General features: G+C 67.4%; 25 protein-coding genes. 12 read left to right on the top strand and 13 right to left on the bottom strand.

Annotated elements, in window-relative coordinates; translation table 11 throughout:
- Window positions 1-16: 16 nt before the first annotated feature.
- Window positions 17-1,288, bottom strand: coding sequence for an FAD-dependent oxidoreductase (locus tag EEB18_RS09425; RefSeq protein ID WP_187140026.1), 1,272 nt, complete (start codon window positions 1,286-1,288; stop codon window positions 17-19).
- Window positions 1,289-1,406: 118 nt separating this feature from the next.
- Window positions 1,407-2,360, bottom strand: a complete 954-nt coding sequence (locus EEB18_RS09420; RefSeq protein ID WP_187140027.1) for an XdhC family protein — start codon at window positions 2,358-2,360, stop codon at window positions 1,407-1,409.
- Between the two features lie 42 nt (window positions 2,361-2,402).
- On the opposite strand from EEB18_RS09420, the gene EEB18_RS09415 reads away from it, so the two are divergent.
- A complete protein-coding gene (locus EEB18_RS09415) occupies window positions 2,403-2,981 on the top strand; it encodes an NTP transferase domain-containing protein (protein WP_187140028.1) in 579 nt (192 codons plus the stop codon).
- A gap of 16 nt (window positions 2,982-2,997) precedes the next feature.
- Here EEB18_RS09415 and paoC read toward each other — a convergent pair whose 3' ends face one another.
- The 7 genes from paoC to EEB18_RS09380 all read right to left on the bottom strand — a co-directional run bounded on the left by paoC (window position 2,998) and on the right by EEB18_RS09380 (window position 11,375).
- Complete coding sequence (gene paoC, locus EEB18_RS09410; RefSeq protein WP_187140029.1) at window positions 2,998-5,205, bottom strand: aldehyde oxidoreductase molybdenum-binding subunit PaoC; 2,208 nt, start codon at window positions 5,203-5,205, stop codon at window positions 2,998-3,000.
- Window positions 5,206-5,208: 3 nt separating this feature from the next.
- A complete protein-coding gene (locus EEB18_RS09405; protein WP_187140030.1) occupies window positions 5,209-6,159 on the bottom strand; it encodes an FAD binding domain-containing protein in 951 nt (316 codons plus the stop codon).
- Window positions 6,156-6,800, bottom strand: coding sequence for an aldehyde dehydrogenase iron-sulfur subunit PaoA (paoA, locus tag EEB18_RS09400; protein ID WP_187140031.1), 645 nt, complete (start codon window positions 6,798-6,800; stop codon window positions 6,156-6,158). The genes EEB18_RS09405 and paoA overlap by 4 nt, the downstream gene beginning before the upstream one ends.
- Window positions 6,801-7,006: 206 nt before the next feature.
- Entirely contained in the window at window positions 7,007-8,479 is a 1,473-nt protein-coding gene (locus EEB18_RS09395; protein ID WP_187140032.1) for a S41 family peptidase, read from the bottom strand.
- Window positions 8,480-8,753: 274 nt separating this feature from the next.
- Window positions 8,754-9,485, bottom strand: coding sequence for an RlmE family RNA methyltransferase (locus tag EEB18_RS09390; protein WP_187140033.1), 732 nt, complete (start codon window positions 9,483-9,485; stop codon window positions 8,754-8,756).
- The gene (locus EEB18_RS09385) at window positions 9,482-10,591 is read right to left on the bottom strand and encodes a Ppx/GppA phosphatase family protein (protein WP_187140034.1); all 1,110 of its coding nucleotides are present in this window, start codon (window positions 10,589-10,591) and stop codon (window positions 9,482-9,484) included. Before EEB18_RS09385 ends, EEB18_RS09390 begins: the two co-directional genes overlap by 4 nt.
- Window positions 10,592-10,964: 373 nt before the next feature.
- Window positions 10,965-11,375, bottom strand: a complete 411-nt coding sequence (locus EEB18_RS09380; protein WP_056344913.1) for a glycine zipper 2TM domain-containing protein — start codon at window positions 11,373-11,375, stop codon at window positions 10,965-10,967.
- A gap of 189 nt (window positions 11,376-11,564) precedes the next feature.
- On the opposite strand from EEB18_RS09380, the gene EEB18_RS09375 reads away from it, so the two are divergent.
- Window positions 11,565-12,551, top strand: coding sequence for an esterase-like activity of phytase family protein (locus EEB18_RS09375; RefSeq protein ID WP_187140035.1), 987 nt, complete (start codon window positions 11,565-11,567; stop codon window positions 12,549-12,551).
- A 37-nt stretch (window positions 12,552-12,588) separates the two neighbouring features.
- Here the strand turns inward: EEB18_RS09375 and rpmB are convergent, their stop codons facing one another.
- A complete protein-coding gene (gene rpmB, locus EEB18_RS09370; RefSeq protein ID WP_056344908.1) occupies window positions 12,589-12,882 on the bottom strand; it encodes a 50S ribosomal protein L28 in 294 nt (97 codons plus the stop codon).
- 143 nt (window positions 12,883-13,025) lie between these two features.
- On the opposite strand from rpmB, the gene tadA reads away from it, so the two are divergent.
- The gene (gene tadA / locus EEB18_RS09365) at window positions 13,026-13,481 is read left to right on the top strand and encodes a tRNA adenosine(34) deaminase TadA (RefSeq protein ID WP_056344905.1); all 456 of its coding nucleotides are present in this window, start codon (window positions 13,026-13,028) and stop codon (window positions 13,479-13,481) included.
- Here the strand turns inward: tadA and EEB18_RS09360 are convergent.
- Window positions 13,478-14,182 carry an NAD-dependent deacylase gene (locus tag EEB18_RS09360; protein ID WP_187140036.1) on the bottom strand — a complete coding sequence of 235 codons (705 nt, stop codon included), beginning with the start codon at window positions 14,180-14,182 and terminating at the stop codon, window positions 13,478-13,480. The genes tadA and EEB18_RS09360 overlap by 4 nt on opposite strands.
- Window positions 14,183-14,350: 168 nt before the next feature.
- On the opposite strand from EEB18_RS09360, the gene dapB reads away from it, so the two are divergent.
- The 6 genes from dapB to EEB18_RS09330 all read left to right on the top strand — a co-directional run bounded on the left by dapB (window position 14,351) and on the right by EEB18_RS09330 (window position 19,916).
- Complete coding sequence (gene dapB / locus EEB18_RS09355; protein WP_056344900.1) at window positions 14,351-15,079, top strand: 4-hydroxy-tetrahydrodipicolinate reductase; 729 nt, start codon at window positions 14,351-14,353, stop codon at window positions 15,077-15,079.
- A complete protein-coding gene (locus EEB18_RS09350; protein WP_187140037.1) occupies window positions 15,076-16,014 on the top strand; it encodes a YwqG family protein in 939 nt (312 codons plus the stop codon). Before dapB ends, EEB18_RS09350 begins: the two co-directional genes overlap by 4 nt.
- Window positions 16,015-16,024: 10 nt before the next feature.
- Window positions 16,025-16,549, top strand: a complete 525-nt coding sequence (locus EEB18_RS09345) for a hypothetical protein (protein WP_156377596.1) — start codon at window positions 16,025-16,027, stop codon at window positions 16,547-16,549.
- Window positions 16,550-16,572: 23 nt separating this feature from the next.
- Window positions 16,573-17,739 (top strand): M48 family metalloprotease, encoded by a 1,167-nt coding sequence (locus EEB18_RS09340; protein WP_187140038.1) that lies wholly within the window; start codon window positions 16,573-16,575, stop codon window positions 17,737-17,739.
- On the top strand, window positions 17,736-18,395 hold the full coding sequence (nth, locus tag EEB18_RS09335; protein ID WP_187140039.1) for an endonuclease III: 660 nt from the start codon (window positions 17,736-17,738) through the stop codon (window positions 18,393-18,395). The genes EEB18_RS09340 and nth overlap by 4 nt, the downstream gene beginning before the upstream one ends.
- A 147-nt stretch (window positions 18,396-18,542) precedes the next feature.
- Window positions 18,543-19,916: a M20/M25/M40 family metallo-hydrolase gene (locus EEB18_RS09330; protein WP_187140040.1), complete on the top strand. Its 1,374-nt coding sequence runs from the start codon at window positions 18,543-18,545 to the stop codon at window positions 19,914-19,916.
- 3 nt (window positions 19,917-19,919) lie between these two features.
- On the opposite strand, the gene EEB18_RS09325 is transcribed toward EEB18_RS09330, so the two are convergent.
- Complete coding sequence (locus EEB18_RS09325; protein WP_187140041.1) at window positions 19,920-20,516, bottom strand: TetR family transcriptional regulator C-terminal domain-containing protein; 597 nt, start codon at window positions 20,514-20,516, stop codon at window positions 19,920-19,922.
- Between the two features lie 33 nt (window positions 20,517-20,549).
- On the opposite strand from EEB18_RS09325, the gene EEB18_RS09320 reads away from it, so the two are divergent.
- From EEB18_RS09320 to EEB18_RS09310, 3 genes are read left to right on the top strand one after another with little or no spacing between them, the layout of a single operon-like run.
- Window positions 20,550-21,716: an aromatic ring-hydroxylating oxygenase subunit alpha gene (locus tag EEB18_RS09320; RefSeq protein ID WP_187140042.1), complete on the top strand. Its 1,167-nt coding sequence runs from the start codon at window positions 20,550-20,552 to the stop codon at window positions 21,714-21,716.
- A complete protein-coding gene (locus EEB18_RS09315; protein ID WP_262408181.1) occupies window positions 21,713-22,933 on the top strand; it encodes an FAD-dependent oxidoreductase in 1,221 nt (406 codons plus the stop codon). Before EEB18_RS09320 ends, EEB18_RS09315 begins: the two co-directional genes overlap by 4 nt.
- Window positions 22,930-24,537, top strand: coding sequence for a phytoene desaturase family protein (locus EEB18_RS09310; protein ID WP_187140043.1), 1,608 nt, complete (start codon window positions 22,930-22,932; stop codon window positions 24,535-24,537). The genes EEB18_RS09315 and EEB18_RS09310 overlap by 4 nt, the downstream gene beginning before the upstream one ends.
- Before the next feature lie 336 nt (window positions 24,538-24,873).
- Here EEB18_RS09310 and EEB18_RS09305 read toward each other — a convergent pair whose 3' ends face one another.
- On the bottom strand, window positions 24,874-26,148 hold the full coding sequence (locus tag EEB18_RS09305; RefSeq protein ID WP_262408234.1) for an APC family permease: 1,275 nt from the start codon (window positions 26,146-26,148) through the stop codon (window positions 24,874-24,876).
- Window positions 26,149-26,192 lie beyond the last annotated feature (44 nt).

Here is a 26,192-nt window from a genome sequence, read left to right as displayed (position 1 = left end):
CCCTGTCCCCCTCGCTTCAACCATGGACCTTGTGCGCTGCCAGCGCGAAATCGGGTTCCGCCCTGCCGGTGCCGAGCACCAGATCGGCGACATGGCGGCCCACCATCGGTCCGTGCTTGAACCCATGCCCGCTGCCCCCGCCGACGATCCAGCAATTCGCCCATTGCGGATGCCGGTCGATCAGCAAATGGCCGTTGTCGCTATTCTCATACTGGCAAACCCGCTCTTCGGCGAGCGGCCGCTGCGCGAGGGCGGGAAAGCGCCGCGCCAGATAGGCGCGGACATCGGCGAGTGCCGCGTCCGATATCCGGCGGTCGCCGGTGTCGGGATCATATTTTGGGCCATGGCCATCGAGCGCGATCTTGAACCCGCGCGATTCGATGTCGGGAAAGCCATAGTGCAGGTCCTTGCTGCTGACATCGACCCAGGCGGGGAAATGCGGCGCCTCGAAACGGGTGTCGCCCGCGCCGGGTGCGAAGAAAAAGACATCCTGCCGCGTCGGGACGATGCGGCCGCCGACGACCTCGGGGAACAGCTTGGGAAGCCAGGGGCCGCAGGCGAAGACGAAGCGGTCGGCGCTCAATGTCTCCCCGCCGCCGCCAATCGACGCCAGCGTCGATGCGTCCGATCGCGGCGGATCGACCGCGAGTTTGCGATAGGTCCCTCCCGCCGCGATAAATTCCGCGACCAGGTTCTGGACGCTCCGGCGCGCCATCAGCGCCCCCATCGTTGGCTGCATGACGCCCACCGCGATGCCGTCGAAATCGATCTGCGGCCACCGCTGGTCCAACTGGACGCGCGTCAGCTTGTCGATCGGGATGCCGAGGCCGCGTTGCAGCGCGATGCTTTCGTCGATCTTCGCGCCGTCCTCGGGATAGATGTAGAGCGCGCCGGTCGGGTGGAATATCGGCGTTTCATGCCGGCGCGACAGCGCCTGCCATTCGGCGAGCGACGCCCAGGCCCAGCGCGTGTAAAGTTCGTTGCCGGCATATTCGGTCCGGATCAGCCGCGTCTCGCCGCCCGACGAGGCCCGGTTGTGCGCGGCGCCCCACGCATCGAGCAACAGCACTCGGTTGCCGCGGCGTTGCAGGTTCCACGCGGTCCAGGCGCCGAACACCCCGGCACCAACTACGATGAAATCCGCGCGGGCGCCTTGCGCGGCGATCGCGGGCGCGGCGCTGGCGAGGCCGCTTGCCACGCCCGCCACCGCCAGCGAACCCAGGACGCTGCGCCGGCGCAGCAACATGGGGGAGGCTGTCGACCGGCCCGCTTCTTTCTCATCCGCCACGCGCCGCCTCCCTGTCGTCCTCGCTCTGTCGGTGACCAGAACATCCCGGTGGTGGTATCGCCAGACCGGCGGCAGGTAAGCGGCGGTGCATTTCGGGTAACGCCGATGGTCCGGGGGCTCAGCCCTCGCAGGCGCCGCCGCCATATCGCTCCTGATATGCGGCGACGATCTCGGCGACGAGCGACAGCGCCAGCGTCGCCGGGTCGCGAGTCGCGGGAATCAGACCGGCGGGCTCCTCGAACCGGCCTATGATGGCGTCGTCGAAACCCGCGCGGCGCAGCATGTCGCGGCGGTTGGCCCGGCTTTGCCATCCGCCGATCGCGCCGACGAACAGATACGGGCCACGAAGCGCCCATGGCAGCAGCGCATCTTCCCACTCATGATCGTGGAACAGAAAGGCGAACGCCGTCCATGGATCGGTGGCCAGCGCCGGGGGACTGGTCCGGGTTTCGAGCAGCGCCACCGTGATCCCGTCCCCCGATGCCGCCGTGACATCGTCCGCCAGCGGAGAAAAGGCGAAGGTTTCGGCGCCAAAAAAACGGGCCAGCCGCGCGGTCGCGACCAGCGCCTCGCCATGGCCGATCGCGGCGATGCGCAGGCGCGGAACATAGCGCACGCAAAAGGCGTCGTCCGACCACCCCGCCGGCACCGTTCCGGGTTCCGCGATGGCGATGCCGTCGCCCTTTATCCACAAGCCCGCCGGTTCGCGGGCGTCGAGGCGCGCCAGAATATCGTCGAGTATGTGCGGGTCGGGGCGCGGCGTGAACAACAGGTCGATGCCGCCGCCGCACGGCAGGCGAATGTCGATATAGGGCGACCCCGCGCCGAAGCGGACGCGGCGGCTTTCGCCCGCCGCGAGCGCCGACAATGCTTCGCTGACGATCGCCGCCTCGATGCAGCCGCCTGAGAATGAACCGCGATAGCTGCCGTCCGACGCGACCGCCATCTGCGCGCCGATCGCGCGCGGGGACGATCCGGCGATGCCGGTGAGGGTCACCAGCACGACGCCCTGCGCGGCGCAGTCTTGCGCGAAGCGTAGGATGTCGGCGGGGGTGATTGCCAGCGGGGCCATTATGCGGGACAGGGTGGGGCAGGCGCGGCGGGAGGCGAGACGATGATCGATCGGGATGCGGTGGTCGCGATCTTCCTCGCCGCAGGGCGCTCGACCCGCTTCGGCGCCGATGACAAATTGCTGGCGCCGCTGGGCGGCGTGCCGCTGCTGCTCCACGCCGCGCAGGCGATCGTCGACCTCGCGCCCGCGCGCCGGATCGCGGTCTGCCCTGACCGGAACGGCCCGGTCGCGGCGCTGCTCGCGGACCGGGGGTTCGACATCGTCGCCAATCCCTGTCCCGAGCGCGGGCTGTCGCAATCGCTGCGGCTGGGCATCGGCGCGGTATCGCCGGGGGTGGAGCGCGCCGCGCTGCTGTGCCTTGCCGACATGCCCTTCGTGCGCGCCGGCCATCTCGCGGCGCTGCTCGCCCGCTTCGACCCCGACGCCGCGCCGGTCGTCGCGTCGGGCCGCGACGGCGTGCCGATGCCGCCCGCGCTGTTCGCGCGGTCGCGGTTCGCGGCGCTTGAGGAGGCAAGCGGCGACCAGGGGGGGCGCTCCATGCTGGCCTCGGCTGCGCTCGTCGCCGCACCCGCCGGACAGCTGAACGATATCGACCGACCGGCCGACCTGCCGCGCGCCTGAACCCCGCCTTCCGGCGTCATGCGATCTCCGGCAACCGGCCGATGAGCTTGTCGAGCGTGACCGGATAGTCGCGCACGCGGATGCCCGTCGCATGATAGACGGCGTTGGCGACCGCCGCCGCGACGCCGCAGATGCCGAGTTCGCCAACGCCCTTCGCCTTCATCGGCGACGTCGTCGGGTCGACCTCGTCGAGGAAGATCACCTCCTGATGCGGGATGTCGGCGTGGACCGGCACTTCATAGCCGGCGAGGTCGTGGTTCACGAAAAATCCGAACCTCTTGTCGACCGCCAGTTCCTCCATCAGCGCCGCGCCGGCGCCCATCGTCATCGCGCCGATGACCTGACTGCGTGCCGCCTTGGGGTTGAGGATGCGGCCCGCTGCGCACACCGCGAGCATGCGCCGGATGCGGATTTCGCCGGTGTAGCTGTCGACCGCCGCCTCGACGAAATGCGCGCCAAAGGTCGATTGCTGCATTTTCTCGGCGAGGTCGCCGAATTCGATCATGTCCTCGGCGACGAGATCGCCGTCGGCCGACGCCTTGGTCAGCGCGACGCTCTTGCCGCCCGACCGGACCTTGCCATTCTCGAACAGGGCGTCGGCGGGATCGAGACCCAGCGTCTGCACGACAATTCCGCGCAGCTTGTCGCAGGCGGCATAGACCCCCGCGGTCGAGCTGTTCGCGCCCCATTGCCCGCCCGACCCCGCCGAGACGGGAAACAGCGAGTCGCCGAGCCGTACCTCGACCTGCTCGATCGGCACGCCCATCATTTCGGCCGCGGTCTGCGCGATGATCGTATAGCTGCCGGTGCCGATGTCGGTCATGTCGGTCTCGACGACGATCTTGCCCGACCGCTCGAGCCGCACCCGCGCCGCCGAATTGCCGTTGAGATTGTTGCGGAACGCCGCGGCGACCCCGGTGCCGACCAGCCAGCGCTCGTCGCGGGTCTGCCCCGGCTTGGGATTGCGGTCCTTCCACCCGAATTTATCGGCGCCCAGCGTCAGGCATTCGTTGAGCCGGCGCTGCGAAAAACGCCGTTCGGGCTTTTCGGGGTCGACCTGCGTGTCGTTGAGGATGCGCAGCGCCACCGGGTCGATGCCCAGTTTCTCGGCCATCTCGTCGATCGCGATTTCCAGTGCCATCAGCCCGGGGGCCTCACCCGGCGCGCGCATCGCATTGCCTTCGGGCAGGTCGAGCACCGACAGCCGCATCGCGGTCATCCGGTGCGGCGCCGCATAGAGCAGGCGCGTCTGTCCGACCGCGGTTTCGGGGCCGCCGCCCTTGAGGTCGCCCGACCAGCTTTCGTGCCCGATCGCGGTCAGCTTGCCGTCGGTCGTCGCGCCCAGCCGGATGCGCTGGATCGTCGCGGGGCGGTGGGTGGTGTTGTTGATGATCAGCGGCCGCTGCAGCGCGACCTTGACCGGCCGCCCCGCCGCCTTGGCGCCGAGCGCGGCGAGGATCGCATCGGCGCGGACGAACAATTTGCCGCCGAACCCGCCGCCGATATAGGGCGAGACGAGCCGGACCTTCTCCTTCGCGATGCCCAAGGTCTTCGCGACGTCGCCGACCGACCAGTCGATCATCTGGTTCGACGTCCACAGGGTTAGCCTGTCGCCGTCCCAGTTCGCGATCGACGCGTGCGGCTCCATCATCGCATGGCTGTGGTCGGGCGTGGTGTAGCGCGCGTCGAGCTTGACCGGCGCGCTCGCAAAGGCCGCATCGAAATCGCCGAAGCGGCTGTCGGCTTCGGTGCCGAACGAGGCGGGCGGCTTGACCGCGCCGTCCAGCGATTTGGCGAGGTCGAATTGGCCCTTGCTGCGCACATAATCGACGCGGACGAGCGCCGCGGCGGCGCGCGCCTGTTCGAAACTCTCCGCGACGACGAGCGCGATCGCCTGGTGATAATGCTCGATCTCGGGCCCGCCGAGCAGCTTCGCGGTGTTGAAATCGCCCTTAGCGAGCATCCCGGCGCTCGCGGCGGTGACGACCGTCAGCACCCCCGGCGCCGCCTTCGCGGCCGCGATGTCCATCGACGATATCCGCCCCTTGGCGATCGCGGCGCCGACGATATAGCCATAGGCCTGGTTCGCCGCCGCGTCGTGGCGTTCATAGGCATAGGCCGCGGTGCCGCTGGTCTTCAGCGGTCCCTCGATCCGGTCGGTCGGCTTGCCGACGACCTTCAGCCGGTCGATCGGATTGTCGGTGGCGGGCGTGTCGAACTTCATGGCTCAACCCTTCGCTTGCGCCAGCACCGCGGCGAGCGTGCGCTCGACCAGCGGCAGCTTGTACGCGTTTTCGTGGCTCGTCTTCGCGCCCGTCAGCAGCGCCGCGGCCACCGCCTTGGCGCCGCGCGGCATCTCGGCATCGGCGGCCTTCACCCGCCAGGGCTTGTACCCCACCCCGCCGAGCGCGACCCGGCCGCTGCCGTCCTTCTGCACCACGACCCCGACCGAGATCAGCGCAAAGGCATAGGACGCCCGGTCGCGGACCTTGTGATAGATATGCGTGCCGCCGACGGGCCTGGGCAGGGTTACCGCGGTGATCAATTCGCCCGGCGCCAGCATTGTTTCGAGATGCGGCGTGTCGAGCGGTGCGCGATAGAAATCGGCGAGCGGAACCGCGCGGGCCTTGCCCGCCGCGTCGACCGTCTCGACGACGGCATCCAATGCCTGCATCGCGACCGCCATGTCGCTCGGATGGGTGGCGATGCACGCGTCGCTCGCCCCGACCACCGCGTGCAGCCGGCTGAAACCGCCGATCGCGGCGCAACCGCTGCCGGGCCTCCGCTTGTTGCACGGCTGGTTGATGTCGTAAAAATAGGGACAGCGCGTGCGCTGGAGCAGATTGCCCGCGGTCGTCGCCTTGTTGCGCAATTGCCCCGACGCGCCCGCGACCAGCGCGCGCGATACCAGCCCATAGTCGCGCCGCACCCGCGCGTCGGCGGCCAGGTCGGTGTTGCACACCATCGCCCCGATCCGCAGCCCGCCTTCCGCCGTCGGCGCGATCGTGTCGAGCGACAGCCGGCTGACGTCGATCAGATGCGCCGGGGTCTCGATCTCCAGCTTCATCAGGTCGAGCAAATTGGTGCCCCCCGCGATGAAGCGCGCGCCCTTGGTCTTCGCAAAGGCGGCGGTGGCGGCGGCGGGGCTTGCGGCCCGCTCATAGGTGAAGCTCTTCATGCCTTCACCCCCGCGACATCGGCGATCGCGTCGACGATGTTCGAATAAGCGCCGCAGCGGCAGATGTTGCCGCTCATCCGCTCGCGCAGTTCGCGCGCGGTCACTTGAGGCGCGCCCGTCAGGTCGGCGGTGACATGGCTCGGAACGCCCGCCGCGATCTCGCCCAGCACCGCGACCGCCGAACAGATCTGGCCGGGGGTGCAATAACCGCATTGATACCCGTCATGGGCGATGAAGGCCTGCTGCATCGGATGCAGCGTGCCGGGCAGGCCCAGTCCTTCGATCGTCGTGATCTTGTCGCCGTCGTGCTGGACGGCGAGCGAAAGGCAGCTGTTGATCCGCCGCCCGTCGACGATGACGGTGCAGGCCCCGCATTGCCCGTGGTCGCAGCCCTTCTTGGTCCCGGTCAGGCGCAGATGCTCGCGCAGCGCGTCGAGCAGGGTGGTGCGCGTGTCGAGTTCCAGGTCGTGCGGCGTGCCGTTGACCTCGAACGCGACGCGCGCCGTCGGCGGCGGGGCGGCCGCCTTGCCGGCTGTCGCATCGGCTGCAAGAGGCGGCGCCACGGTGACCGCGGCGACCGAGGCGGCACCGCCGGCGATCAGCCCGCGCCGCGAAATGGGAAACTCTTGCGGTGTAACCATGCCATGTCCCCGATGATTTCTATCGCTCGCGGACATGCAGTCCCCGCGGAGCCTCGACGATGTTATGCCGGACGGGGCGATGCGTTGCCGCCCTTCACGATTTTGGGTTGTGGCGACACGCTATCATGACGCGGTGGACCGGGGCAAGCGCGCTCGGCTTTGCCCGGCACGGTGCGCGGCCTTCTTCGTCCGAACGGCCCAGAGGGTCAGAACAGCCCGGGCATCTCGCGCTGCGCGGCGCTCGGCGTTTCGCTTTCCAGCATTTCGAGCGCGGGCACGGCGCTTGGCGTCAGGCTCTTCGATGCGACCCGGCTGTCGGCGCTCGTGATCCGCGCCCCGCAACTCCGCCCGGCCAGGAAATCGATCGCCGACCGCAGCGACGCCTCGTTGGGATCGCCGAGCTGGACCGACAGATTGTCCGCCGCCGCGCAGCTGTTGGCGATCTTGGGCGCGAGGCCGGTAAAATAGTCGCTCGCCCCCGACGCGTTGCCGGTGGCGAAGGCGATGACGCGCATCCGATCGTCGCATTCGGCCTTGTCGAGCGCGATCTGGCCGACCGGCTTGCCAAAGGTGTTGCTGCCGACGAGCGTCATGCTGGAACCCAGATAGGGCAGCATGCCGTTGATCACCAGTTCGCTCGCCGATGCCGTCGATCCGGTGCCGATGAAGGCGATTCGCGTCGGCGCGATCGATTCCGGCTGGCTGGTGAAGAAATGCCGGTCATTCTCGGCCGCTTTCGATGGGCGGAAATCGGTGCGCGAAAACAGCTCGCTGGCATTGCGGTTGCGCCCCAGCAGGTCGCCCATCAACTCGGCCGTGCTCACCAGCCCGCCGCCATTGTAACGGAAGTCGATGACGATGTCGGTCACCCCCTGGTTGCGGAAGTTGAGAAAGGCCGCGCGCAACTGCGGGTTCGCCGAACTGATGAAGGTGCGCAGGTTGATATAGCCGTAATTCTTCCCGCCCTCGGTGATGATCTTGGCGCCATAGCGGTCCGAAATCGGGTCGATCTCGAAATCGGCCTTGGTCACGGTGACGTCGCGCTGGTTGCTGCCATTGGCGTCGAGGATCCGCAGCACCCGCGTGGTGCCCACCGTGCTGGGACCCAGGGCGTCGGTAATGCCCCCCGTGCCGCTCGCGGCGACGATGTCGCCGATGCTGCGCAGATTCGCCGCGCTGGTCCCGATCGCGGTGATCTGGGTGCCGCGGTCGATCCCCGCGGCGAACGCCGGCGCGCTTTCATAGGCTTCGGCGATGACGACGCGCTGGGTCGACGGATTATAGGTCAGCCGGACGCCGAAACCCGCGCTGGCGCCGCTCGAGAAAAAGGCATTCTCCTCGGCGATCGAGGTGATGTAGGTGAAAAAACGGTCCTTGTTCGCCGCGCGCGCCGGCGCGACGAGCGCGTCGATATAGGATTGGACGCTGCTGTGGCTCGCCTTGTTGACCCCGGTCGCGACGTCGCCGGGGAACAGATACCATTCGTCGATCACCGCCTTGGCGAAATCCTGCCGCGCCGACAGGCCGCAACTCGCGGTGGGCGTCGGGGTAGGGGTCGGCGTCGGGGTGACCGTCACCGGCGGCGCCCCGCTTCCACCGCCGCCCCCGCCACCGCAACTCGCGAGGACAAAGGCCGATATCGTCAGCAAGGCGATGGATTTTCCAGCGATTCGGCGCATTGTCATTCCCCGGTTGATCGTGGCGCAGACGCGGCGAGCGATAGCATGGCTGCGACCATGGCTGTGTATCGGTGTTGGAATCGCTCGGCAATGATGTGGATCATAGGGTGCGATGAAATGAATGACGGCTTTTGGGTGGAAAGCCGCCCACTCCATTTCGTCATCCCGGACTTGATCCGGGATCCCACTTTTGAAGCATCCGCAGACTTCGACCTAAAGCGGGACCCCGGATCAAGTCCGGGGTGACAATGAAGAATAGGGCGACAATCGGTCGCTAGCCGTCGCTGGCCTGATCTTGCACGTTCGCCTTGCGCCCCTTGAACCCCTGCGCCACCACGAACATCTCGGGCGACCCCTTGCGGCTCGACGGCGGCTTGGCGTGCTTCACCGTGGCGAAATTCTGCTTGAGCAGCGTCAGCAGGCTATGATCGGCACCGCCCGCGAACACCTTGGTGACAAAGCTGCCGCCGGGCTGCAGCGTGCGGACCGCGAAATCGGCGGCGGTTTCGGCGAGCCCGATCGTGCGCAGATGGTCGGTCTGCGGATGGCCGACGGTGTTCGCCGCCATGTCCGACAGGATCAGGTCGGGGGCGGAACCCAGCGCCTCGATCAGCGCGTCGGGTGCGGCATCGTCCATGAAATCCATCTGCAGGATCTCGACCCCTTCGATCGGTTCGCATTCGAGCAGGTCGATGCCGGCGATCTTCGCGCGCCGGTTGGTCTTGCGCACCACCTGTGACCAGCCGCCCGGCGCGATCCCCAGGTCGACGACGGCGCGCGCTTTTTTGACGAAGCTGAATTTCTCGTCGAGTTCGATCAGCTTGTACGCGGCGCGCGAGCGATAGCCTTCGGCCTGTGCGCGGCGCACATAGGGATCGTTCAATTGCCGCGACAGCCAGCGCGTCGACGATGTGCTGCGCTTCTTCGCGGTCTTGACGCGGACATGGAGTCCGCCCCGTCCACCCTTAGCGCCGCCGCCCTTGCTGCCGCCCTTGTCCTGACTCATTTGCGATACTCGCGGCGGGTGACCGGCACGTCGCGGCCCTGCATTGCCAGCGTGCGCAATATGCCTTCGCGGATGCCGCGGTCGGCGACCCCGACGCGCGCGGCGGGCCACAGGTCGATGATGCTCTCCAGGATCGCGCAGCCCGCGACGACCAGATCGGCGCGTTCGCGCCCGATGCAGCCGATTTCGGCGCGGTCGGCGATGCTCGCCTCCGCCAGGCGGCGGCTGATGTCGCGCATCGCATCACACGGCACGACCAGCCCGTCGACGGCACGCCGGTCGTAACGCGGCAGGTCGAGGAAGACGCTGGCGAGCGTCGTCACCGTGCCGCTGGTGCCGAGCAGGCGCAGCGGCTGGCCCGAATAGCGTTCGGCGCGCGCGGCGAAGGCGGCAAAGGCGTCACGGGTGACTTGGCGCATCTGCGCATAGCCGGCCTGACGGTCGGCCATCGTCGCACCCTCGGCGGACGCATGTTCGGTCAGCGACACGACGCCCCACGGCACGCTGACCCAGTCGCGAATCGCGACGTCATGGCCGTCGCCCTCGACGTGCATCAACTCGGTCGATCCGCCGCCGATGTCGAAGATCAGCGCCGGGCCGTCGCCGGGTTCCATCAGATTGTGGCAACCGAGCACCGCCAGCCGCGCCTCCTCGGCGGGGGCGATGATGTCGAGCACGATGCCGGTTTCGCGCTTCACCCGGTCTGCCAGTTCCTGTCCGTTGCTCGCGCGGCGGCACGCCTCGGTCGCGACCGCGCGCGACAGGCTGACGTGGCGGCGGCGCAATTTGTCAGCACAGACGGCGAGCGCGGCGACCGCGCGGTCCATCGCGGCATCGCTGATCCGCCCGCTGCCGTGCAATCCTTCGCCGAGCCGGACGATGCGCGAAAAGGCGTCGATGACGACAAGCTCGCCGTCCTGCGGACGCGCGATCAGCAGCCGGCAATTGTTGGTGCCAAGGTCGATCGCGGCATAGCTTTTGGGCCGCGTGAAGGGCGCCGGGCGGGGATTGCCGTTCGGCGCCTGCCGATTCGGGCTTTCCCTGTTCTGCGCCGCCGCCGCCCCGGGCCGCGGCGACCGCCCCTGGGGCGCTGCCATTTGCCGCATGGCTATTCTTACCTGTTTCTCACGCGCCCGAAGACCGGACGTGCACTTGGGGGCAAGATTAGGCGCGGGCGCGCGCGATGGCAACCCCGGCGGCTTGAGGGGTGGGGTGTGGAACGTTGGACGTCAAAATCCTCCCTGTCGCGCAGCGATGGGGAGGGGGACCATCCGCGTAGCGGATGGTGGAGGGGCCGCAACGTCGCGCCAATGCCCCTCCGTCAGCGCTTCGCGCTGTCACCTCCCCATGGCTGCGCGACAGGGAGGATCTTATGTTCGCACCCGATCGCTCCGCCCCCAACCCAAAAGAAAACCCCGCCCGGTACGAAACCGGACGGGGAACAAGGTAGGAAGAGATTATTGGAGGTCGGGTCAGCCCTTAACGGCAGCCGTCATTCCCCTTGTCGATGGCGCGGCCGGCGATGGCGCCGACGGCACCGCCGAGGATGACGCCGAGCGTGCGGTCACCGCGGCCGGCGATTTCATGGCCGGCCAGGCCACCGGCGATCGCGCCGATCACCGTGCCGCCGGTGCCGTTATCGCACTGGCGATAGTTGCGGTTGTTGTAGCGGCGCTGGTCGTAACGGCGGTCGTTGCGGTAATCGCGGCGGTCGTAATTGCGATTGTCGCGGCGGTCATAGCGGCGGTCGTCGCGGCCATAGCGGGCGTCATAGCTCGAATAGCCGTCGCGGTTGTAATAACCGTTCTGCGCCGCGGCGGGAGTGGCTGCCAGGCCCAGCGTCGCGGTGGACATCAGGGCGGCGATCGAGAGGGTCACCATCTTTTTCATTTTCTGTCTCCTTCTTTCGTCTTCGGCCCTTTGGGGCGGTGGTCGATGAAAGAGGTTCTAGGTGATTCGCATTGAGCTTAGCCTGAACATCATTGTTGGCTGGCGTTCAGGCTGCGTTGCCCGCGGTTCATCTTCGGCGACGCTTTGCCGCGCTTTCCTTTGTCCGCCGATCGCTCTAGGCCCCGGGCGATGCGCCGCCTCCTTCCCGCTGCCCTGATCTTCCTGACGCTCGGGCCGGTGCCATGGACCGGTTTTCGCTACCCGGTGGTCGACCGGAGCCAGGCGGCGAGTGCGCGACCGCTCCTCTATCCCGCCGCGACCGGCGGCACCTTGCGTTTTGTCGAGGGCTGGCGGCTGACCAGTTCGAACAGCATGTTCGGTGGCTTTTCGGCGCTGGCGCTGCGCGGCGACAGGCGCTTCCTGCTGATCGGCGATAATGGGGAGGCGACGCGGCTGACGCTCGGCGCCGACGGATCGGTGTCGGACGTGGCGATCGCCGCGCTGCCGACCCCGCCGCGCAGCCCGCAGCGCAAGGCGTTCACCGATGCCGAGGCGATGGTGCGCGATCCCGTCACCGGCAAGCTGTGGATCGCGCTCGAGGGGATCAACCAGGTCTGGCGCATCGATGCCGGGCTGACCCGCGTCGAATCGCGCCGCCGCTCGCCCGCGCTCTACCGCTGGCCGGCGAATCGCGGACCCGAGGCGATGGTGCGGCTCAAGGACGGCCGCACCATCCTCTTTTCGGAAGGCGAGGACCGCAACGATTACGGGACCGAAGCGCTCGTCTACACCGACGACCCCGCGGTGCCGGGCAGGCCGCCGCTGCTTTTCTATTATGACGCCGAGGGCAAGGGTCAGGTCAGCGACGCCGCGCCGCTGCCCGACGGGCGCATCCTGCTCGTCCACCGCCGGCTCGGGCTGGGTCCGCTGTTCACGACGACGCTGGCGATCGTCGACCCCGCCGATATTCGGAAAGGCGCTATCGTCCGCTCGGTGGCGATCGGGCAGGTGCCCGAACCGCTGCGCGAAAATTACGAGGGCGCCGCGGTGGCGGTCGAGGACGGCCGCACCTTCGTCTGGCTCGTCGCCGACGACAATTTCAACAGCTGGCAGCGCAGCCTGCTGCTGAAGTTCGAGCTCGTCGACCTGCCGGACAGCAAAAAGGCCGCGCGGTAAACCGGCGGCCTCCATGCGATTCGAAAGCTTGGGAAGCTTAAGCGGCCTTTTCGGCCAGCTTCTTCACCACGTCCTTCTTCAGCTTGCGCGCCGAAGCCGACAGCTGGTCGTCGCCGGCCTTGATCAGCCAGTTGTCGAGGCCGCCATTATGCTCGACGGTGCGCAGGCCGTGCGTCGACACGCGCAGCTTGAAACCCTTGCCGAGGGCGTCCGACAGCAAGGTCACATTCTGCAGGTTGGGCAGGAAGGTGCGCTTGGTCTTGTTGTTGGCGTGGCTGACATTGTTGCCGACCATACGACCCTTGCCGGTCAGTTCGCAGATGCGCGACATGATATCTGTCCTCGTACAAAAAATTTCGGTTCGGCGTCCGGGCGCTTCCCGATAAATCGGGGGCTGCAGGACCGGAGTGAGCCGGGAAAGGCGCGCGCTTATCGGCTTGCCGCAGATTCGTCAAGGGACTAGCGGGAAAAGCGATGCCGCAATTTCCCCTGCCCGAACCGATGCGCGCCGCGCTGAACCTCGCCAAAGCCGCCGCGGACGCGGGCGAAGTGCCGGTCGGCGCGGTGATCGTCAAGGACGGGGTGATCATCGCCGAAGGCCACAACCGCCCTCGCGAATCGCACGACCCGACCGCCCACGCCGAAATCGTCGCGATTCGCGCCGCCGCCGCCAGACTCGGCAACGACCGCCTCGACGGCTGCGACCTCTATGTCACGCTCGAACCCTGCGCGATGTGCGCCGGCGCGATCGCCCACGCCCGCATCGCGCGCCTCTATTATGGCGCCGATGATCCCAAGGGCGGTGCCGTCGTCCACGGCCCGCGCGTGTTCAGCCAGCCGACGATCCACCACCGCCCCGAAATCTACGATGGCATCGGGGCGGGCGAAGCGGCGGCCCTGCTCCGGGATTTCTTCGCGGCGCGGCGCTAGGCGCCCAGCATTTCCTCCACCCAAGCCGGCACCAGCACACTCGCCGGTCCGTGCCGCGCTTCGCCGAACCAGTGCGACCCCTGACTCGGCTCCATGTTGAGCTCAAGCGTCCGCGCCCCGCTCGCCCGCGCCTCGCGCACGAAGCCCGCCGCCGGATAGACCGCGCCCGACGTCCCGATCGACACGAACAGGTCGGCGCGGTTCAGCGCATGATAGATCGCGTCCATATAATAGGGCATCTCGCCGAACCACACGACGTCGGGACGCAGCAGCCCCGCGACACCGCACGCGGGACAGGCAGGCCGCTCGATCAGCGGGCCGGTCCAGCGGCTGCGCGTGTCGCATCCGGTGCACCAGGCGTTCAGATGCTCGCCATGCATATGGATCAGCCGCTTCGCTCCCGCGCGCTCGTGCAAATCGTCGACATTCTGCGTCACGATCAGCAATTCGCCCGGCCAGGCCGCATCGAGCCGCGCCAGCGCGTCATGCGCCGCGTTCGGCACCTTCGACTGGATCGCTTCGCGCCGCGCGTCATAGAAACGGTGGACGAGGTCGGGGTCGCGGACAAAGGCCTCGGGCGTCGCGACATCCTCGACGCGGTGCTGTTCCCACAATCCGCCGCCGTCGCGAAACGTGTCGATGCCGCTCTCGGCCGACACGCCCGCGCCGGTCAGGATCACGATGTTTTGAATCTCTTTCATGCGTCCCTCTTATCCGTTCGTGTCGAGCCCTTCGCCTGCCTTTAGCAGGCGCTCAGGATAAACTTCCACCAACGGTAGAAGTCGAGACACGCAAGGCGCGGCGCCAACGTGTCTCGACTTCGCTCGACACCAGCGGTTAAAGGGAGGCGGTATTTCGGGGGACGCATTATGACCAGCATCGGCATCGTCGGCAGCCAGGGCCGCATGGGCCTCGTGCTCGCGGCCGCCGCGGCGGAGGCCGGGGCGCGGCACTGCGGCATCGACAAGGGCGGCGATATCGCGAAGCTTGCCGGGGACGCCGACGTGCTCGTCGATTTCTCCTCGCCCGCCGCGCTCGAAGCCACGCTCGACGCTTGCGTTGCTGCAAAGACCCCGATCGTCATCGGCACCACCGGGCTCGAGGAGCGGCATCATTATCTGATCGACGACGCGGCACAGGACATTGCGGTGCTCCAGACCGGCAACACCTCGCTCGGCGTCACCCTGCTCGCGCATCTGGTGCAGGAGGCCGCGGCGCGCCTCGGCCCCGACTGGGACATCGAGGTCGTCGAAATGCACCACAGGATGAAGGTCGACGCCCCCAGCGGCACCGCGCTGCTGCTCGGCCAGGCCGCCGCTGACGGGCGCAACATCGACCTCGCCACCTGCTCCGAACGCGGCCGCGACGGCCTCACCGGCGCGCGCGGCCATGGCAAGATCGGTTTCGCCAGCGTCCGCGGCGGCACCGTCGCGGGCGATCATGACGTCATCTTCGCGGGGAACGAGGAAATGATCACCCTGTCGCACCGCGCCGAAAACCGCATGATCTTTGCGCGCGGCGCCGTGCGCGCCGCGCTCTGGCTGATCCACCAAAAGGCCGGACGCTATACGATGCCGCAGGTGCTGGGGCTTTCGTGACCGCCGAACTGTTCGGCCTTCTCTGCGCCGCGATCGTCGTCGCCCTGGTCCTTGTCGGCCCGGCCCGCCGCTGGCTGGCCGAGCGCGCGAACCTGAAGACCTGGCGCAAGGACCTCGGGGCATGGAAGGCCGAAGACGAGCGGCGCAATCCGCCGGGACCGCCGATCACCGATGCGGAGATCGCCGCGATCAGGGCGTGGTTCCCCGCGCACGCGCTGCCGGCCGCCGAACTCAAGCCCGATCCCGACCAGCCCATCCGCCCCGACGGTTGCCGCCTTGGCGGCCCCGCATGGGTCGCCGACGGAGCCGACTGGCCGCTCGACGCCGAAGCCCGGCCGATGGATTTCGTCGCACAGATCGACTTCGTCGACCTACCGCCGCTCGACGGTTTTCCGAGCCGCGGCGTGCTGCAATTCTTCCTCCCCTGTGAGGACATCATGGGCGCCGATTTCGACGAGCCCGCCAATTCGGCGATCCGGCTGGTCTGGCATCCAGCGGGCCTGCCCGCGGGCCGGCTCGTCGATGCACCGCCCCCGCCCGAGCCGATGGGTCCTCTCCATGATCGGACCCGAGCGCGCGGTGTCATGCTCGTCGCATCGGCGGCGCGGCACGAACCGCCGATCGGGGACTACAGCGCGCGCGGCCTGCTCGACGGACTGTGGAACCGTCCCAATATCAAGACGGTCGAGGACTGGTATTTCGGCCCCGATCGCCGCGAACCGATCGTCCACCACGTCGGCGGCTACCCTTCCTTCACTCAGTCCGATTTTCGCGAGGCCGGCCATTATGACGATTATGACCGCACGCTGCTCCGCCTCACTTCGGACGCGCATATCGGCTGGGGCGACGTCGGCGAGGCGGTGTTCCTGATCCGCCACGCCGATCTTGCCGCGCGTGATTTCTCGCGCGTCGCTTTCTCCTGGGACTGCCATTAGGATGACCGACATGGACAAGGTAACCGCATCGGCCTGCACATGGCGCGAGGAAGGCGGCGGCGAGGCGGCGGCGGCGCGCATCCTGCCCTTCCTCGAAGAGGTGGGGATCGAGGTCGACTGGATCGGCGACCAGAAGGAACAATTGCTCGAAGGCCTCGCGATCGTCGAGGGCCGTTTGCTGATCGACCCCGACACCCCCGTCTGGCCGGGCGACCTGCTCCACGAGGCGGGGCATATCGCCGCCGTTGCGCCCGAAGACCGCGCGACGCTCGGCCCGCTCGTCGCCGATCCGACCGACGAGATGGTCGCGATCGCCTGGTCCTATGCCGCGTCCCTGCCGTGCGAGCTGCCGCTGCGCCAGCTGTTCCACGACGGCGGCTATCGCGGCGACAGCGCGGCGCTGATCACCAGCTACGCCACCGGCCGCTATATCGGCGCGCCGATGCTCGGCCTGTACGGCATGACCGCCGACCTGCGCACCGCGCTCGCCGAAGGACTGCCCGCCTTTCCCGTGCTCAGCCGCTGGCTGCGCTGACCTTTCGATCCTGGAGTGACGCCATGAGCTTCGATCCCGCTATCGCTACCGCCGCCTATATCGACGGCCTCGGCCCCGCCGCGCTCGCCAAGGCCGCGGCCTATACCGTCGGCAGCGAATGGCTGCTCCTGTGGAACCTCGTCGTCGCCGCTGTCGTCACCTTCCTCTTCGTGCGGTTCCGCATCCTCGACCGCGTTTCGGCGAAACTCGAACGGCGCGGCTGGGCCGTCCGCACTTTCCTGATATGCGCCGCCTTCCTGCTGCTCTCGGCGCTGCTCACCCTGCCGTGGGACCTTTACACCAATTTTTTCCGCGAAAGCGCCTATGGCCGCACCAGCCAGCCGCTCGGCGACTATCTTGCGCAGTCGGCGATCTCGCTCGTCATCGGTACGCTGTTCGGCGCGCTCTTCTTCCTCGGCATCTATGCGCTGATCCGCCGCGCCGGAAAGCGCTGGTGGATCTGGTCGGGCGGCCTCGCCGCGACCGCGATCCTCGCCATCCTGCTCGTCTCGCCGATCGTCGTCGAACCCCTGTTCAACGATTACAAGCCGCTTACTGCCGGCGCAGTCCGCGACGCGCTCGAAGTGCAGGCAAAGGAAGCGGGCATTGAACCCGACCGCATCTTCGTTTTCGACGGCTCGCGCCAGTCGAACAATTTCACCGCCAATGTCTCGGGCCTCGGCCATTCGGCGCGCATCGCGATTTCGGACGTCGCGCTGAAAGGCGCCTCGCTCGACGAGGTTCGGGCGGTGACGGGGCACGAAATCGGCCATTATGTTCTCGGCCAGATCTGGTGGATGATCGCCGTCTTTTCGCTGCTCGCGATCCTGCTCTTTTTCCTCGCCGACCGCCTCTTCCCTCGCTTCGCGCGCCTCTTCGGCAGCGATGCGACCATCGGCGACGCGCGCGGTTTCCCGGTGCTCATGTTCATCGTCTCGCTCTTCGGCCTGCTCGCGCAGCCGGTGCAGAATTGGGTGGTTCGCAAGGGCGAGACTGAGGCCGACCTTTATTCGGTGCAGACGGTCAACCTGCCCGACGCGATGGCCAGCGCGTTGGTCAAGACCGCCGAATATCGCAACCCGCGCCCGAACGCGGTCGAGGAGTTCCTCTTCTATTCGCACCCCTCGGTCGAACGCCGCGTCCGCGCCGCGATGGAGTGGAAGGCGGCTCATCCGCCGAAGGCCGAATGAAAAAGGCCGATATCTTCGAATTCTACCGCCGCCTCGCCGAACTGAACCCCAGTCCCGAGACCGAGCTTCAGTTCGGCAACACCTATCAGTTGCTCGTCGCGGTGGTGCTGTCGGCGCAGGCGACCGACGTCGGGGTGAACAAGGCGACGCGCCTGCTGTTTCAGGAGGTGAAGACCCCGCGGCAGATGGTCGATCTCGGCGAAGAGGGGCTCAAGCAGCACATCAAGACGATCGGGCTGTTCAACGCCAAGGCGAAGAATGTCATCGCACTCAGCGAAATCCTCGTCCGCGACTTCGGCGGCGAGGTGCCCGCCGACCGCGACACGCTCGTCGAACTCCCGGGCGTCGGGCGCAAGACCGCCAATGTCGTGATGAACTGCGCCTTCGGGGCTGAGACCTTCGCGGTCGACACCCACATCTTCCGTGTCGGCAACCGCACCGGCCTCGCGCCGGGCAAGACCGTGCTTGGCGTCGAAAAGAAGCTCGACAAGGACACGCCCGGACCCTTCCGCGTCGGCGCCCACCATTGGCTGATCCTCCACGGCCGCTACATCTGCAAGGCGCGCACCCCCGAATGCTGGCGCTGCCCGGTCGACGATTTGTGCCGGTTCAAGCCGAAGACCCCGGCGCCGAAAGCGAAGAAGATCGCGGCTTGATTTCCTATCGTCACCCCGGGCTTGGCCCGGGGCCTGCCTTGTCTTGAAGGCAAAAAAGGCGGGGCCCGGGTCAAGCCCGGGATGACGGATTGCTTTCCGTCACCATATCGCTTGCGAACCCGCTCGACCGCGCCATAACCCGTTGCCATGCGCAACTACACCGCCCCGCTCGCCCTCGCCGCCGCCCTGATCGCCGCCGCGCCCGCCCACGCCAAACCCGCCGACACCGACACGGCGAAGAAAATCCTGATCGACAGCATCGCGATCCCGACCGTCGAGGGCCGCGGCAAGGTGCCCGAACTCGCCGCCTATTACGCCGGCGTCCTCAAGGCCGCGGGTTATACCGACGCCGATATCGAAATCACGCCGATCGGCGAAACCACGACCTTCGCCGCGACGCTCCAGGGCACGGGCAAGGGCAAGCCGATCGTGCTGCTCGGCCATATGGACGTGGTCGAGGCCGACGCGAAGGACTGGACCCGCGATCCCTTCGTGCCCGTCGAGGAGCAGGGCTATATCTTCGGCCGCGGGTCGGAGGACAATAAGTTCGACGTCTCGATGATGGTCGCGACGATGGCGCAGCTCAAGAAGGACGGCTTCAAGCCCAAGCGCTCGATCATCCTGCTGCTCTCGGGCGACGAGGAAACCTCGATGCTCACCACCCGCGCGCTCGCCGCCAAGTACAAGGGCGCCGAATTCGCGCTCAACGGCGACGGCGGCGGCGGGCTGATCGGTGAGGACGGCAAGCCCAAATATTACGGGCTGCAGGCGGGCGAAAAAACCTATGCCGATTTCGTGCTGGAGGTCACCAACCCCGGCGGTCACAGCTCGCGCCCCTCGGCCACCAACGCCATCGTCCAGCTCTCGAACGCGCTGGCGAAGGTCGGTGCCTACCGTTTCACGCCGCAGCAGAATGAGCTGACCAAGGTCGGAATGCCGATCGTCGCCGATCAGGTCGGCGGCGACATTGGCGCGGCGCTGAAGGCCTTTGCGGCCAATCCCGCCGACGCGAATGCCATCGCCGCGATCCGCGCCGACCCCGAATATGTCGGCCAGATCGGCACCACCTGCGTACCGACGTTGGTCAAGGGCGGCCATGCGGAAAATGCGCTGCCGCAGCGCGCCACCGCGAACATCAACTGCCGCATCTTCCCCGGCGTGCCGGTCGAGACGGTGCGCGCCGAGCTGGAAAAGGTGATCGCCGACCCCGGGGTCAAGGTGAACACCGATCCCGACGCCAGCGCCAGCGACGCCTCGCCGCTGCGCCCCGACGTCGTGGCGGCGGTGACCAAAGCGGTGCATGCGCGCGCGCCGGGCCTGCCGATCATCCCCTCGATGAGCGCGGGGGCGACCGACTCCTATCATTTCCGCATTCAGGGCGTGCCGAGCTACGGCGTCGCGGGCCTCTTCTCGAAAGCCAGCGACAGCTACGCCCACGGCCTCAACGAACGCGTCCCCGTCGACGCGATCGCCCCCGCGCTCGCGCATTGGGACAGCCTGCTGCGCGACCTGTCGAAATAAGAGTCAGACGAGCGCCGCGACCGCGCGCTCGACCATCGCCACTGCCGCCTCGGCGCCGAAGCTTTCGGCGTCGAGCGACAGTTCGAGCCATAGCCCGTCGACCATCGCGGTCAGCAAAACCGCCAGTTTTGCGGCCTCGGCCGGCGTCACGCCGCACGCGATGAGCAAGTCGCCCAGCCGTGCGCGATAGCCGGCGTAACTTTCCGCGTGGATCTGCACCATCCGTGCGTCGCTTCGGGCCAGCGCCCAGAACGCCGTCCACGCGCCGAGCAGTTCGGGATCGGTCACCGGCGGGCGGAAGCTCGCGGTCAGATAGGCGTTCAATCGTGCGCGCGGATCGAGTCCCGCGCCCTCGGTCGCAGCGGCGAAAATCGCGTCCATCCGGTCGCTCGTCGCGCGGTAGGTGGCGGCGATCAGATCGTCGATTCCCGCGAAATAATGGCGCAAAAGCCCGGGCGACACCCCCGCCTTCGCGCAGATCGCGCGGACGTTCGTTCCCGCCAGCCCCTGCTCGGCCAGCACCGCCGCCGTCGCCTCGACCAGGCCCGTCCGGCGGGCATCGGCGCTTTCGCGCGTAAAGGCTTGGCGAGCGGCGGTCATCTTGTTATACGATCGTACAACAAGGATCGACTCATGGCAACGCTGCGCGACACTTTCACCAACATCGATCCCCTCGACGGCTGGTCGCTCCCCGCCTGGACCTACAGCGATCCCGACTTCCACGCGGCCGAAATGGAGCGCATCTTCCGCCCCAGCTGGCAAGTCGTCTGCCACGACAGCGACATTCCCCATGTGGGCGACTGGCACAGCATCGACTATTGCGGCGAAAGCGTCATCCTCGTGCGCGGCGCCGACCGGGTCGTGCGCGCCTTCACCAACGTCTGCCGCCACCGCGGCTCGCGTCTCGTCGATGGCGCCACCGGCTGCGCGAAGAAACTCGTCTGCCCCTATCACGCCTGGACCTACGACCTCGACGGCCGGCTGACCGGTGTCCCCGATTCGGCAAGCTATCCGACGCTCGACAAGAGCAAGGCGGGCCTCGTCCCCATCGGCCTCGAACAATGGCGCGGCTTCTGGTTCGTGCGGCTCGAGGACGACGGCGGCCCGTCGGTCGCGAGCATGATGGCGCCCTATGAGGCGATGGTAGACCCCTATCGCTTCGAGGACCTCGGCGCGCTCGGCCGCGTCACGCTCCGCCCGCGCGAGGTGAACTGGAAGAATGTCGGCGACAATTATTCGGATGGCCTCCACATCCCCGTAGCGCACCCCGGCCTCACCCGCCTGTTCGGCAAAAGCTATGGCGTCGAGGCCGAGGACAAGGTCGACCGCATGTGGGGCGACCTGATCGACCGGCCGTCGGTGAACTGGTCCGAGCGCATGTACCAGCGCCTGCTGCCCCCGGTCCCGCACCTGCCGGAGGCGAATCAGCGCCATTGGCTCTATTTCAAGCTCTGGCCCAATGTCGCGTTCGACATCTATCCCGACCAGGTCGATTTCATGCAATGGCTGCCGACCGGCCCGACGACCTGCCTGATCCGCGAAATCAGCTACGTTCTGCCTGACGACCGCCGCGAAATGAAGGCCGCGCGTTACCTCAACTGGCGCATCAATCGCCAGGTCAATGCCGAGGATACCGAGCTGATCACGCGGGTGCAGATGGGCATGCAGTCGAGGAGCTTCACCATGGGTCCGCTCAGCGACAAGGAAGTCTGCCTCAAGCATTTCTGCGCGCGGATGCGCGATATCATCCCCGAGGCGCGACTCGAACAGCCGCCCGCTGCAGGCTGGAGCCGCCGTTGAGCGTCGACGCGCCCGTGGTGATCGTCGGCGGCGGCCCCGCCGGCATGGTCGCGGGGCTGCTCCTCGCGCGCGCCGGGGTGCCCGTCACGATCCTTGAAAAGCACGCCGATTTCCTCCGCGATTTCCGCGGGGACACCGTGCATCCCTCGACGCTCGAACTGTTCCACGAGATCGGGCTGCTTGAGGAACTGCTGAAAGAACCCCACGCCGCGATCGACACGATGACGCTCAACCTGCTTGGGCAGCGCTATACGATCGCGACGATGAAGCATTTGCCCGTCGCGGCGCGCTTCGTCGCGATGATGCCACAATGGGACCTGCTCGATTTCATCGCGAGACACGGGCGCAAATATCTGACCTTCGACCTGCGCATGTCGACCGAGGCGAGCGGACTCTCTTACGATGCCGCGAACCGCGTCAGCGGCGTGACGCTCGCGAGCGGCGAGACGCTGCCCGCGCGGCTCGTCATCGCCGCCGACGGACGCCGTTCGGTACTGCGCGATGCGGCCGAACTGCCGCTGGAGGATCTCGGCGCGCCGATAGACGTGCTGTGGTTCCGCGTGCCCGTGCCCGCGGGCATGGATATGTCCGAGGTCGCGCTCGGCTCGATCGACACGCGCGGCATGGTCGTCGCGATCCCGCGCGGCGATTATTGGCAATGCGCGCGGGTCATCGAAAAGGGCGGCTTCACGCCGTTCGAGGCGCGCGGCATCGCGGCCTTCCGTAACGAAATCGTTGCCATCGCCCCCGGCCTCGCCGCCGGGATCGACGCGATCCAGAGCTTCGACGATGTGAAATTGCTCTCGGTCGCGCTCGACCGGCTGACCCGCTGGTCGCGCCCGGGGCTGCTCGCGATCGGCGACGCGGCGCATGCGATGTCGCCCGTCGGCGGGGTCGGCATCAACCTTGCGGTGCAGGACGCCGTCGCAGCGGCCAATATTCTCGCCGCCCCGCTCGCCGCCGGCGCCGATCCCGATCCGCTGCTTGCGCGCGTGCAGGACCGCCGCTGGACACCTACCACGCGCATGCAGGCGGTCCAGCGTTTCGCACACCAGCGCGTCATCGAACCGATGCTGCGCGGCGAAATTACCAGCGTGCCCTTCGTGGTGCGCCTGCTTAACCGCATTCCGCTGCTGCGCCGGATTCCGGGCCGCATCCTCGGCCTCGGCTTCGGCCGCCAGCATGTCCAATCCCCGCTTGCGAAAGACTTCCCATGACCAAAGCCTATGACGCCCTGATTATCGGCGCCGGCCACAACGGCCTCGTCTGCGCCTTCTATCTCGCCAAGGCGGGGCTCAAGGTGCGTATCGTCGAGGCGCGCGACGTCGTCGGCGGCGCCGCAGTGACCGAGGAGTTCGCGCCGGGCTTCCGCAATTCGGTCGCGAGCTACACGGTCAGCCTGCTCCAGCCCAAGGTGATCGCCGACATGAAGCTCGCCGATCATGGCTATCGCGTCATCGAGCGCCCGATCAGCAATTTCCTGCCGCAGGAGGATGGCGGCTATCTGAAGCTCGGTGGCGGGCTCGAACGCACCCAGGCCGAATTCCGCAAATTCTCGAACCACGACGCCGAGGTTCTGCCCCAATATTATGATGCGCTCGAAAATGTCGCCGAACTGCTCCGCGACCTCGCGCTTCGCGTCCCTCCTAACGTGGGCGAAGGCTTCCGCACGCTGATCGACGGCGCGCGGCAGGGGCGGCGTTTCGCGGGGCTCAGCCTCGAACAGCAGCGCGACGTGCTCGACCTCTTCACCAAGTCGGCGCGCACGATGCTCGACAGCTGGTTCGAGAGCGAGGCGGTCTTGGCCGCCTTTGGCTTCGACGCGGTGGTCGGCAATTATGCCAGCCCCGACACGCCGGGCAGCGCCTATGTCCTCCTCCACCATGTCTTCGGAGAAGTGAATGGCAAGAAGGGCGCCTGGGGTCACAGCGTCGGCGGCATGGGCAAGATCACCGAGATCATGGCCAAGGTCTGCCGCGACCTCGGCGTCGAGATCAGCCTCGAAAGCCCGGTCGAGAAAGTGCTTGTCGACGGCGACAAAGCCGCGGGCGTGCGCCTCGTCGGCGGCGAGGAGATCGCTGCGGCGCGCGTCATCGCCAATGTCGGGCCGAAACTGCTCTACGAACGGCTGATGGACGCGTCCGACCTGCCGGGCGATTTTCAGCGCCGTATCCGCGGTTTCAAGGCGGGCAGCGGCACCTTCCGCATGAATGTCGCGCTGTCGGAACTCCCCAAGTTCACCTGCCTGCCCGAACCCGGCGAACATCACCAGTCGGGGATCATCCTCGCGCCGACACTCGACTATATGGACCGCGCCTTCCTCGACGCGAAACAGTTCGGCTGGTCGAAGAAGCCGATCGTCGAAATGCTGATTCCCTCGACCGTCGACGACAGTCTCGCGCCTCCCGGTCAGCATGTCGCCAGCCTCTTTTGTCAGCAGTTCGCGCCCGAGCTGCCCGATGGTCGCGACTGGGACGATGAGGAAGGCGCTGCCGCCGACGCGATCATCGATACCGTCGAGGCACATGCGCCGGGCTTCCGCGCCAGCATCGTCGGCCAGACGCGCCTGTCGCCGAAAGGCCTCGAACGCAAGTTCGGCCTCATCGGCGGCGATATCATGCACGGCAATATGACGCTCGACCAGCTGTGGGCCGCGCGCCCGGTGCTCGGCAACGGCGGCTATCGCGGCCCGGTCAGGAATCTCTACATGTGCGGCGCGGGCGCCCACCCCGGCGGCGGCGTCACCGGCGCGCCGGGGCATAATGCCGCCGAAGTGGTGCTACGCGACCGGGGTTTCTTCGCGCCGAAGTGGCGCGTCTGATCCGAACCCCATCGGCTGCGGCATCGCGGGGCGCGCGGTGCGCTCGCGCCGCAGCCTCTCGACCAGCGCTGCATCGTCATAAATACCTGCCTGCGGCCTGCGGCCTGCGGCCTGCGGCCGCACGGCGCCCGACGGCTGAGTTGATGTTGGCGGGTTGAAATTGCGGCAGCGCCCGGGCGCACCGCGTCAGGAAAAACGCGCTACGACAGCGGGCGGACGCCGCAGGGTTTCAAACCCTGGTTTGTTCGGCGGTCCGACACGTCACGTCTCCAAAAAAGCCCGAATCTGGGCCAACGGGATTTCGCCGATAAGCGATTTCCCGCTTGCAGGCAAGTTTCAGGCGGCAGCGGGCCGGGCGCGACGCATCGCGAGATATATCGGCAGCCCGGCGGCGGTCAGCCCGAGGCTCCACAGGCTGGCTTCCCAGCCGGCGCCATAAAAGGCCCAGCAGCTGTAGAGAAAACCGAGCAGCGTCAGGGCGACGAACCCCGGCGAGGCCTTGATTGCGCCGCTGCGCTCGAGCTTCAGCGCAGCGAGCGCCCCGACGATGTAGAAGATGATCGCGGTCGAGGTCGTCACCAGCACCATGAATTTGAACAATTCGGCCAGCCCGCGGGCATAGTTTGCATAGACGACGAAACTGGCGAGCGCGCTCGACACGATCTGGGTGAACCAGGGCACGGCAAAGCGGTTATCGCGCGCAAAGATCGGCGGCAGCAGGCGGCGATGCGCCAGGTCGCGCGGGATTTCGCCCTGCAAGAGGACGAAGCCGTTGAGCGCGCCGAGCGCCGCGATCGCGGCGAACAGCGCGACGGCCTGCCCTGCCGAAGGGCTGACGAGCGTGCCGAAAAAGGTCGCATAGGCGGCGTTCGACGCCTCGAGCGTTTCGAGCGGCAGCAGCAGGGTGACCGCCGTGCAGGACAGGAGATAGAGCAGCCCGGTCGTCGCGGCTGCGATAATCGTCGCGCGCGGGATCGTGCGTTCGGGCTCGCGTACCCGGTCGCCGACGACGCAGGCGCTTTCGAAGCCGAGCAGCGCGAACAGGGTCAGCGTCGCGGCGGTACCGATATTGTCGAGGCTCACCGGCTGGGTGCCGACCATCGTCGGGGTCGGGGCGGTGCCATTGCCCCATAGCCACAGCGCCACCAGCACCGCGCCGACGACAGGGATCAACTTGAGGCCGAGAGTGAGCAATTGCGCCCCGCCGGCACGGCGCACGCCCATCAAATTAACGAGGGTGAAGAACCAGATGAAGCCGATCGCGATCAGCGCGGTACTCGCGCCGCCATCCGCGAGCGCCGGCACAAGGATCGACAAATTGCTGATCGCCGCCACCGCGAGCGTCGCGACGACGGTCCAGCAACTGATCCAGTAACTCCAGGCCACGATGAAGCCGGTCCCGGGGCCGAAGGCCGCGGCGGCATAGGTGTAGGTCGCGCAGCCCGTCGGGAGCCGCTTCGCCAGCCGCGCGAAAGCGACCGCAAGGCACAGGGTCCCGGCGATCGACACGCCCCAGCCGATGACCGCGTTCCAGCCGAGCGGGGCGAGGTCGCGCGGCAGCAGGAAGACGCCCGACCCGATCATGTTTCCCATGCCGAGCGCGACGCACATCAAAAGGCCGAGCTTTTGGCCCGGCCTTTCGTCGTTGGTTTGCG

The sequence above is a fragment of the Sphingopyxis sp. OPL5 genome (assembly GCF_003797775.2).
Lineage (GTDB): Bacteria > Pseudomonadota > Alphaproteobacteria > Sphingomonadales > Sphingomonadaceae > Sphingopyxis.
This window is presented reverse-complemented; position numbering and strand designations above follow the sequence as displayed.

What these genes read in the sequence shown, in the direction of transcription:
- EEB18_RS09420 (WP_187140027.1), bottom strand. Translation starts at nt 2,360, where the DNA reads ATGGCCCCGCTGGCAATCACCCCCGCCGACATCCTACGCTTCGCGCAA.
- EEB18_RS09415 (WP_187140028.1), top strand. Translation starts at nt 2,403, where the DNA reads ATGATCGATCGGGATGCGGTGGTCGCGATCTTCCTCGCCGCAGGGCGC.
- paoC (WP_187140029.1), bottom strand. Translation starts at nt 5,205, where the DNA reads ATGAAGTTCGACACGCCCGCCACCGACAATCCGATCGACCGGCTGAAG.
- EEB18_RS09405 (WP_187140030.1), bottom strand. Translation starts at nt 6,159, where the DNA reads ATGAAGAGCTTCACCTATGAGCGGGCCGCAAGCCCCGCCGCCGCCACC.
- paoA (WP_187140031.1), bottom strand. Translation starts at nt 6,800, where the DNA reads ATGGTTACACCGCAAGAGTTTCCCATTTCGCGGCGCGGGCTGATCGCC.
- EEB18_RS09395 (WP_187140032.1), bottom strand. Translation starts at nt 8,479, where the DNA reads ATGCGCCGAATCGCTGGAAAATCCATCGCCTTGCTGACGATATCGGCC.
- EEB18_RS09390 (WP_187140033.1), bottom strand. Translation starts at nt 9,485, where the DNA reads ATGAGTCAGGACAAGGGCGGCAGCAAGGGCGGCGGCGCTAAGGGTGGA.
- EEB18_RS09385 (WP_187140034.1), bottom strand. Translation starts at nt 10,591, where the DNA reads ATGCGGCAAATGGCAGCGCCCCAGGGGCGGTCGCCGCGGCCCGGGGCG.
- EEB18_RS09380 (WP_056344913.1), bottom strand. Translation starts at nt 11,375, where the DNA reads ATGAAAAAGATGGTGACCCTCTCGATCGCCGCCCTGATGTCCACCGCG.
- EEB18_RS09375 (WP_187140035.1), top strand. Translation starts at nt 11,565, where the DNA reads ATGCGCCGCCTCCTTCCCGCTGCCCTGATCTTCCTGACGCTCGGGCCG.
- rpmB (WP_056344908.1), bottom strand. Translation starts at nt 12,882, where the DNA reads ATGTCGCGCATCTGCGAACTGACCGGCAAGGGTCGTATGGTCGGCAAC.
- tadA (WP_056344905.1), top strand. Translation starts at nt 13,026, where the DNA reads ATGCCGCAATTTCCCCTGCCCGAACCGATGCGCGCCGCGCTGAACCTC.
- EEB18_RS09360 (WP_187140036.1), bottom strand. Translation starts at nt 14,182, where the DNA reads ATGAAAGAGATTCAAAACATCGTGATCCTGACCGGCGCGGGCGTGTCG.
- dapB (WP_056344900.1), top strand. Translation starts at nt 14,351, where the DNA reads ATGACCAGCATCGGCATCGTCGGCAGCCAGGGCCGCATGGGCCTCGTG.
- EEB18_RS09345 (WP_156377596.1), top strand. Translation starts at nt 16,025, where the DNA reads ATGGACAAGGTAACCGCATCGGCCTGCACATGGCGCGAGGAAGGCGGC.
- EEB18_RS09340 (WP_187140038.1), top strand. Translation starts at nt 16,573, where the DNA reads ATGAGCTTCGATCCCGCTATCGCTACCGCCGCCTATATCGACGGCCTC.
- nth (WP_187140039.1), top strand. Translation starts at nt 17,736, where the DNA reads ATGAAAAAGGCCGATATCTTCGAATTCTACCGCCGCCTCGCCGAACTG.
- EEB18_RS09330 (WP_187140040.1), top strand. Translation starts at nt 18,543, where the DNA reads ATGCGCAACTACACCGCCCCGCTCGCCCTCGCCGCCGCCCTGATCGCC.
- EEB18_RS09325 (WP_187140041.1), bottom strand. Translation starts at nt 20,516, where the DNA reads ATGACCGCCGCTCGCCAAGCCTTTACGCGCGAAAGCGCCGATGCCCGC.
- EEB18_RS09320 (WP_187140042.1), top strand. Translation starts at nt 20,550, where the DNA reads ATGGCAACGCTGCGCGACACTTTCACCAACATCGATCCCCTCGACGGC.
- EEB18_RS09310 (WP_187140043.1), top strand. Translation starts at nt 22,930, where the DNA reads ATGACCAAAGCCTATGACGCCCTGATTATCGGCGCCGGCCACAACGGC.
- EEB18_RS09305 (WP_262408234.1), bottom strand. Translation starts at nt 26,148, where the DNA reads ATGTGCGTCGCGCTCGGCATGGGAAACATGATCGGGTCGGGCGTCTTC.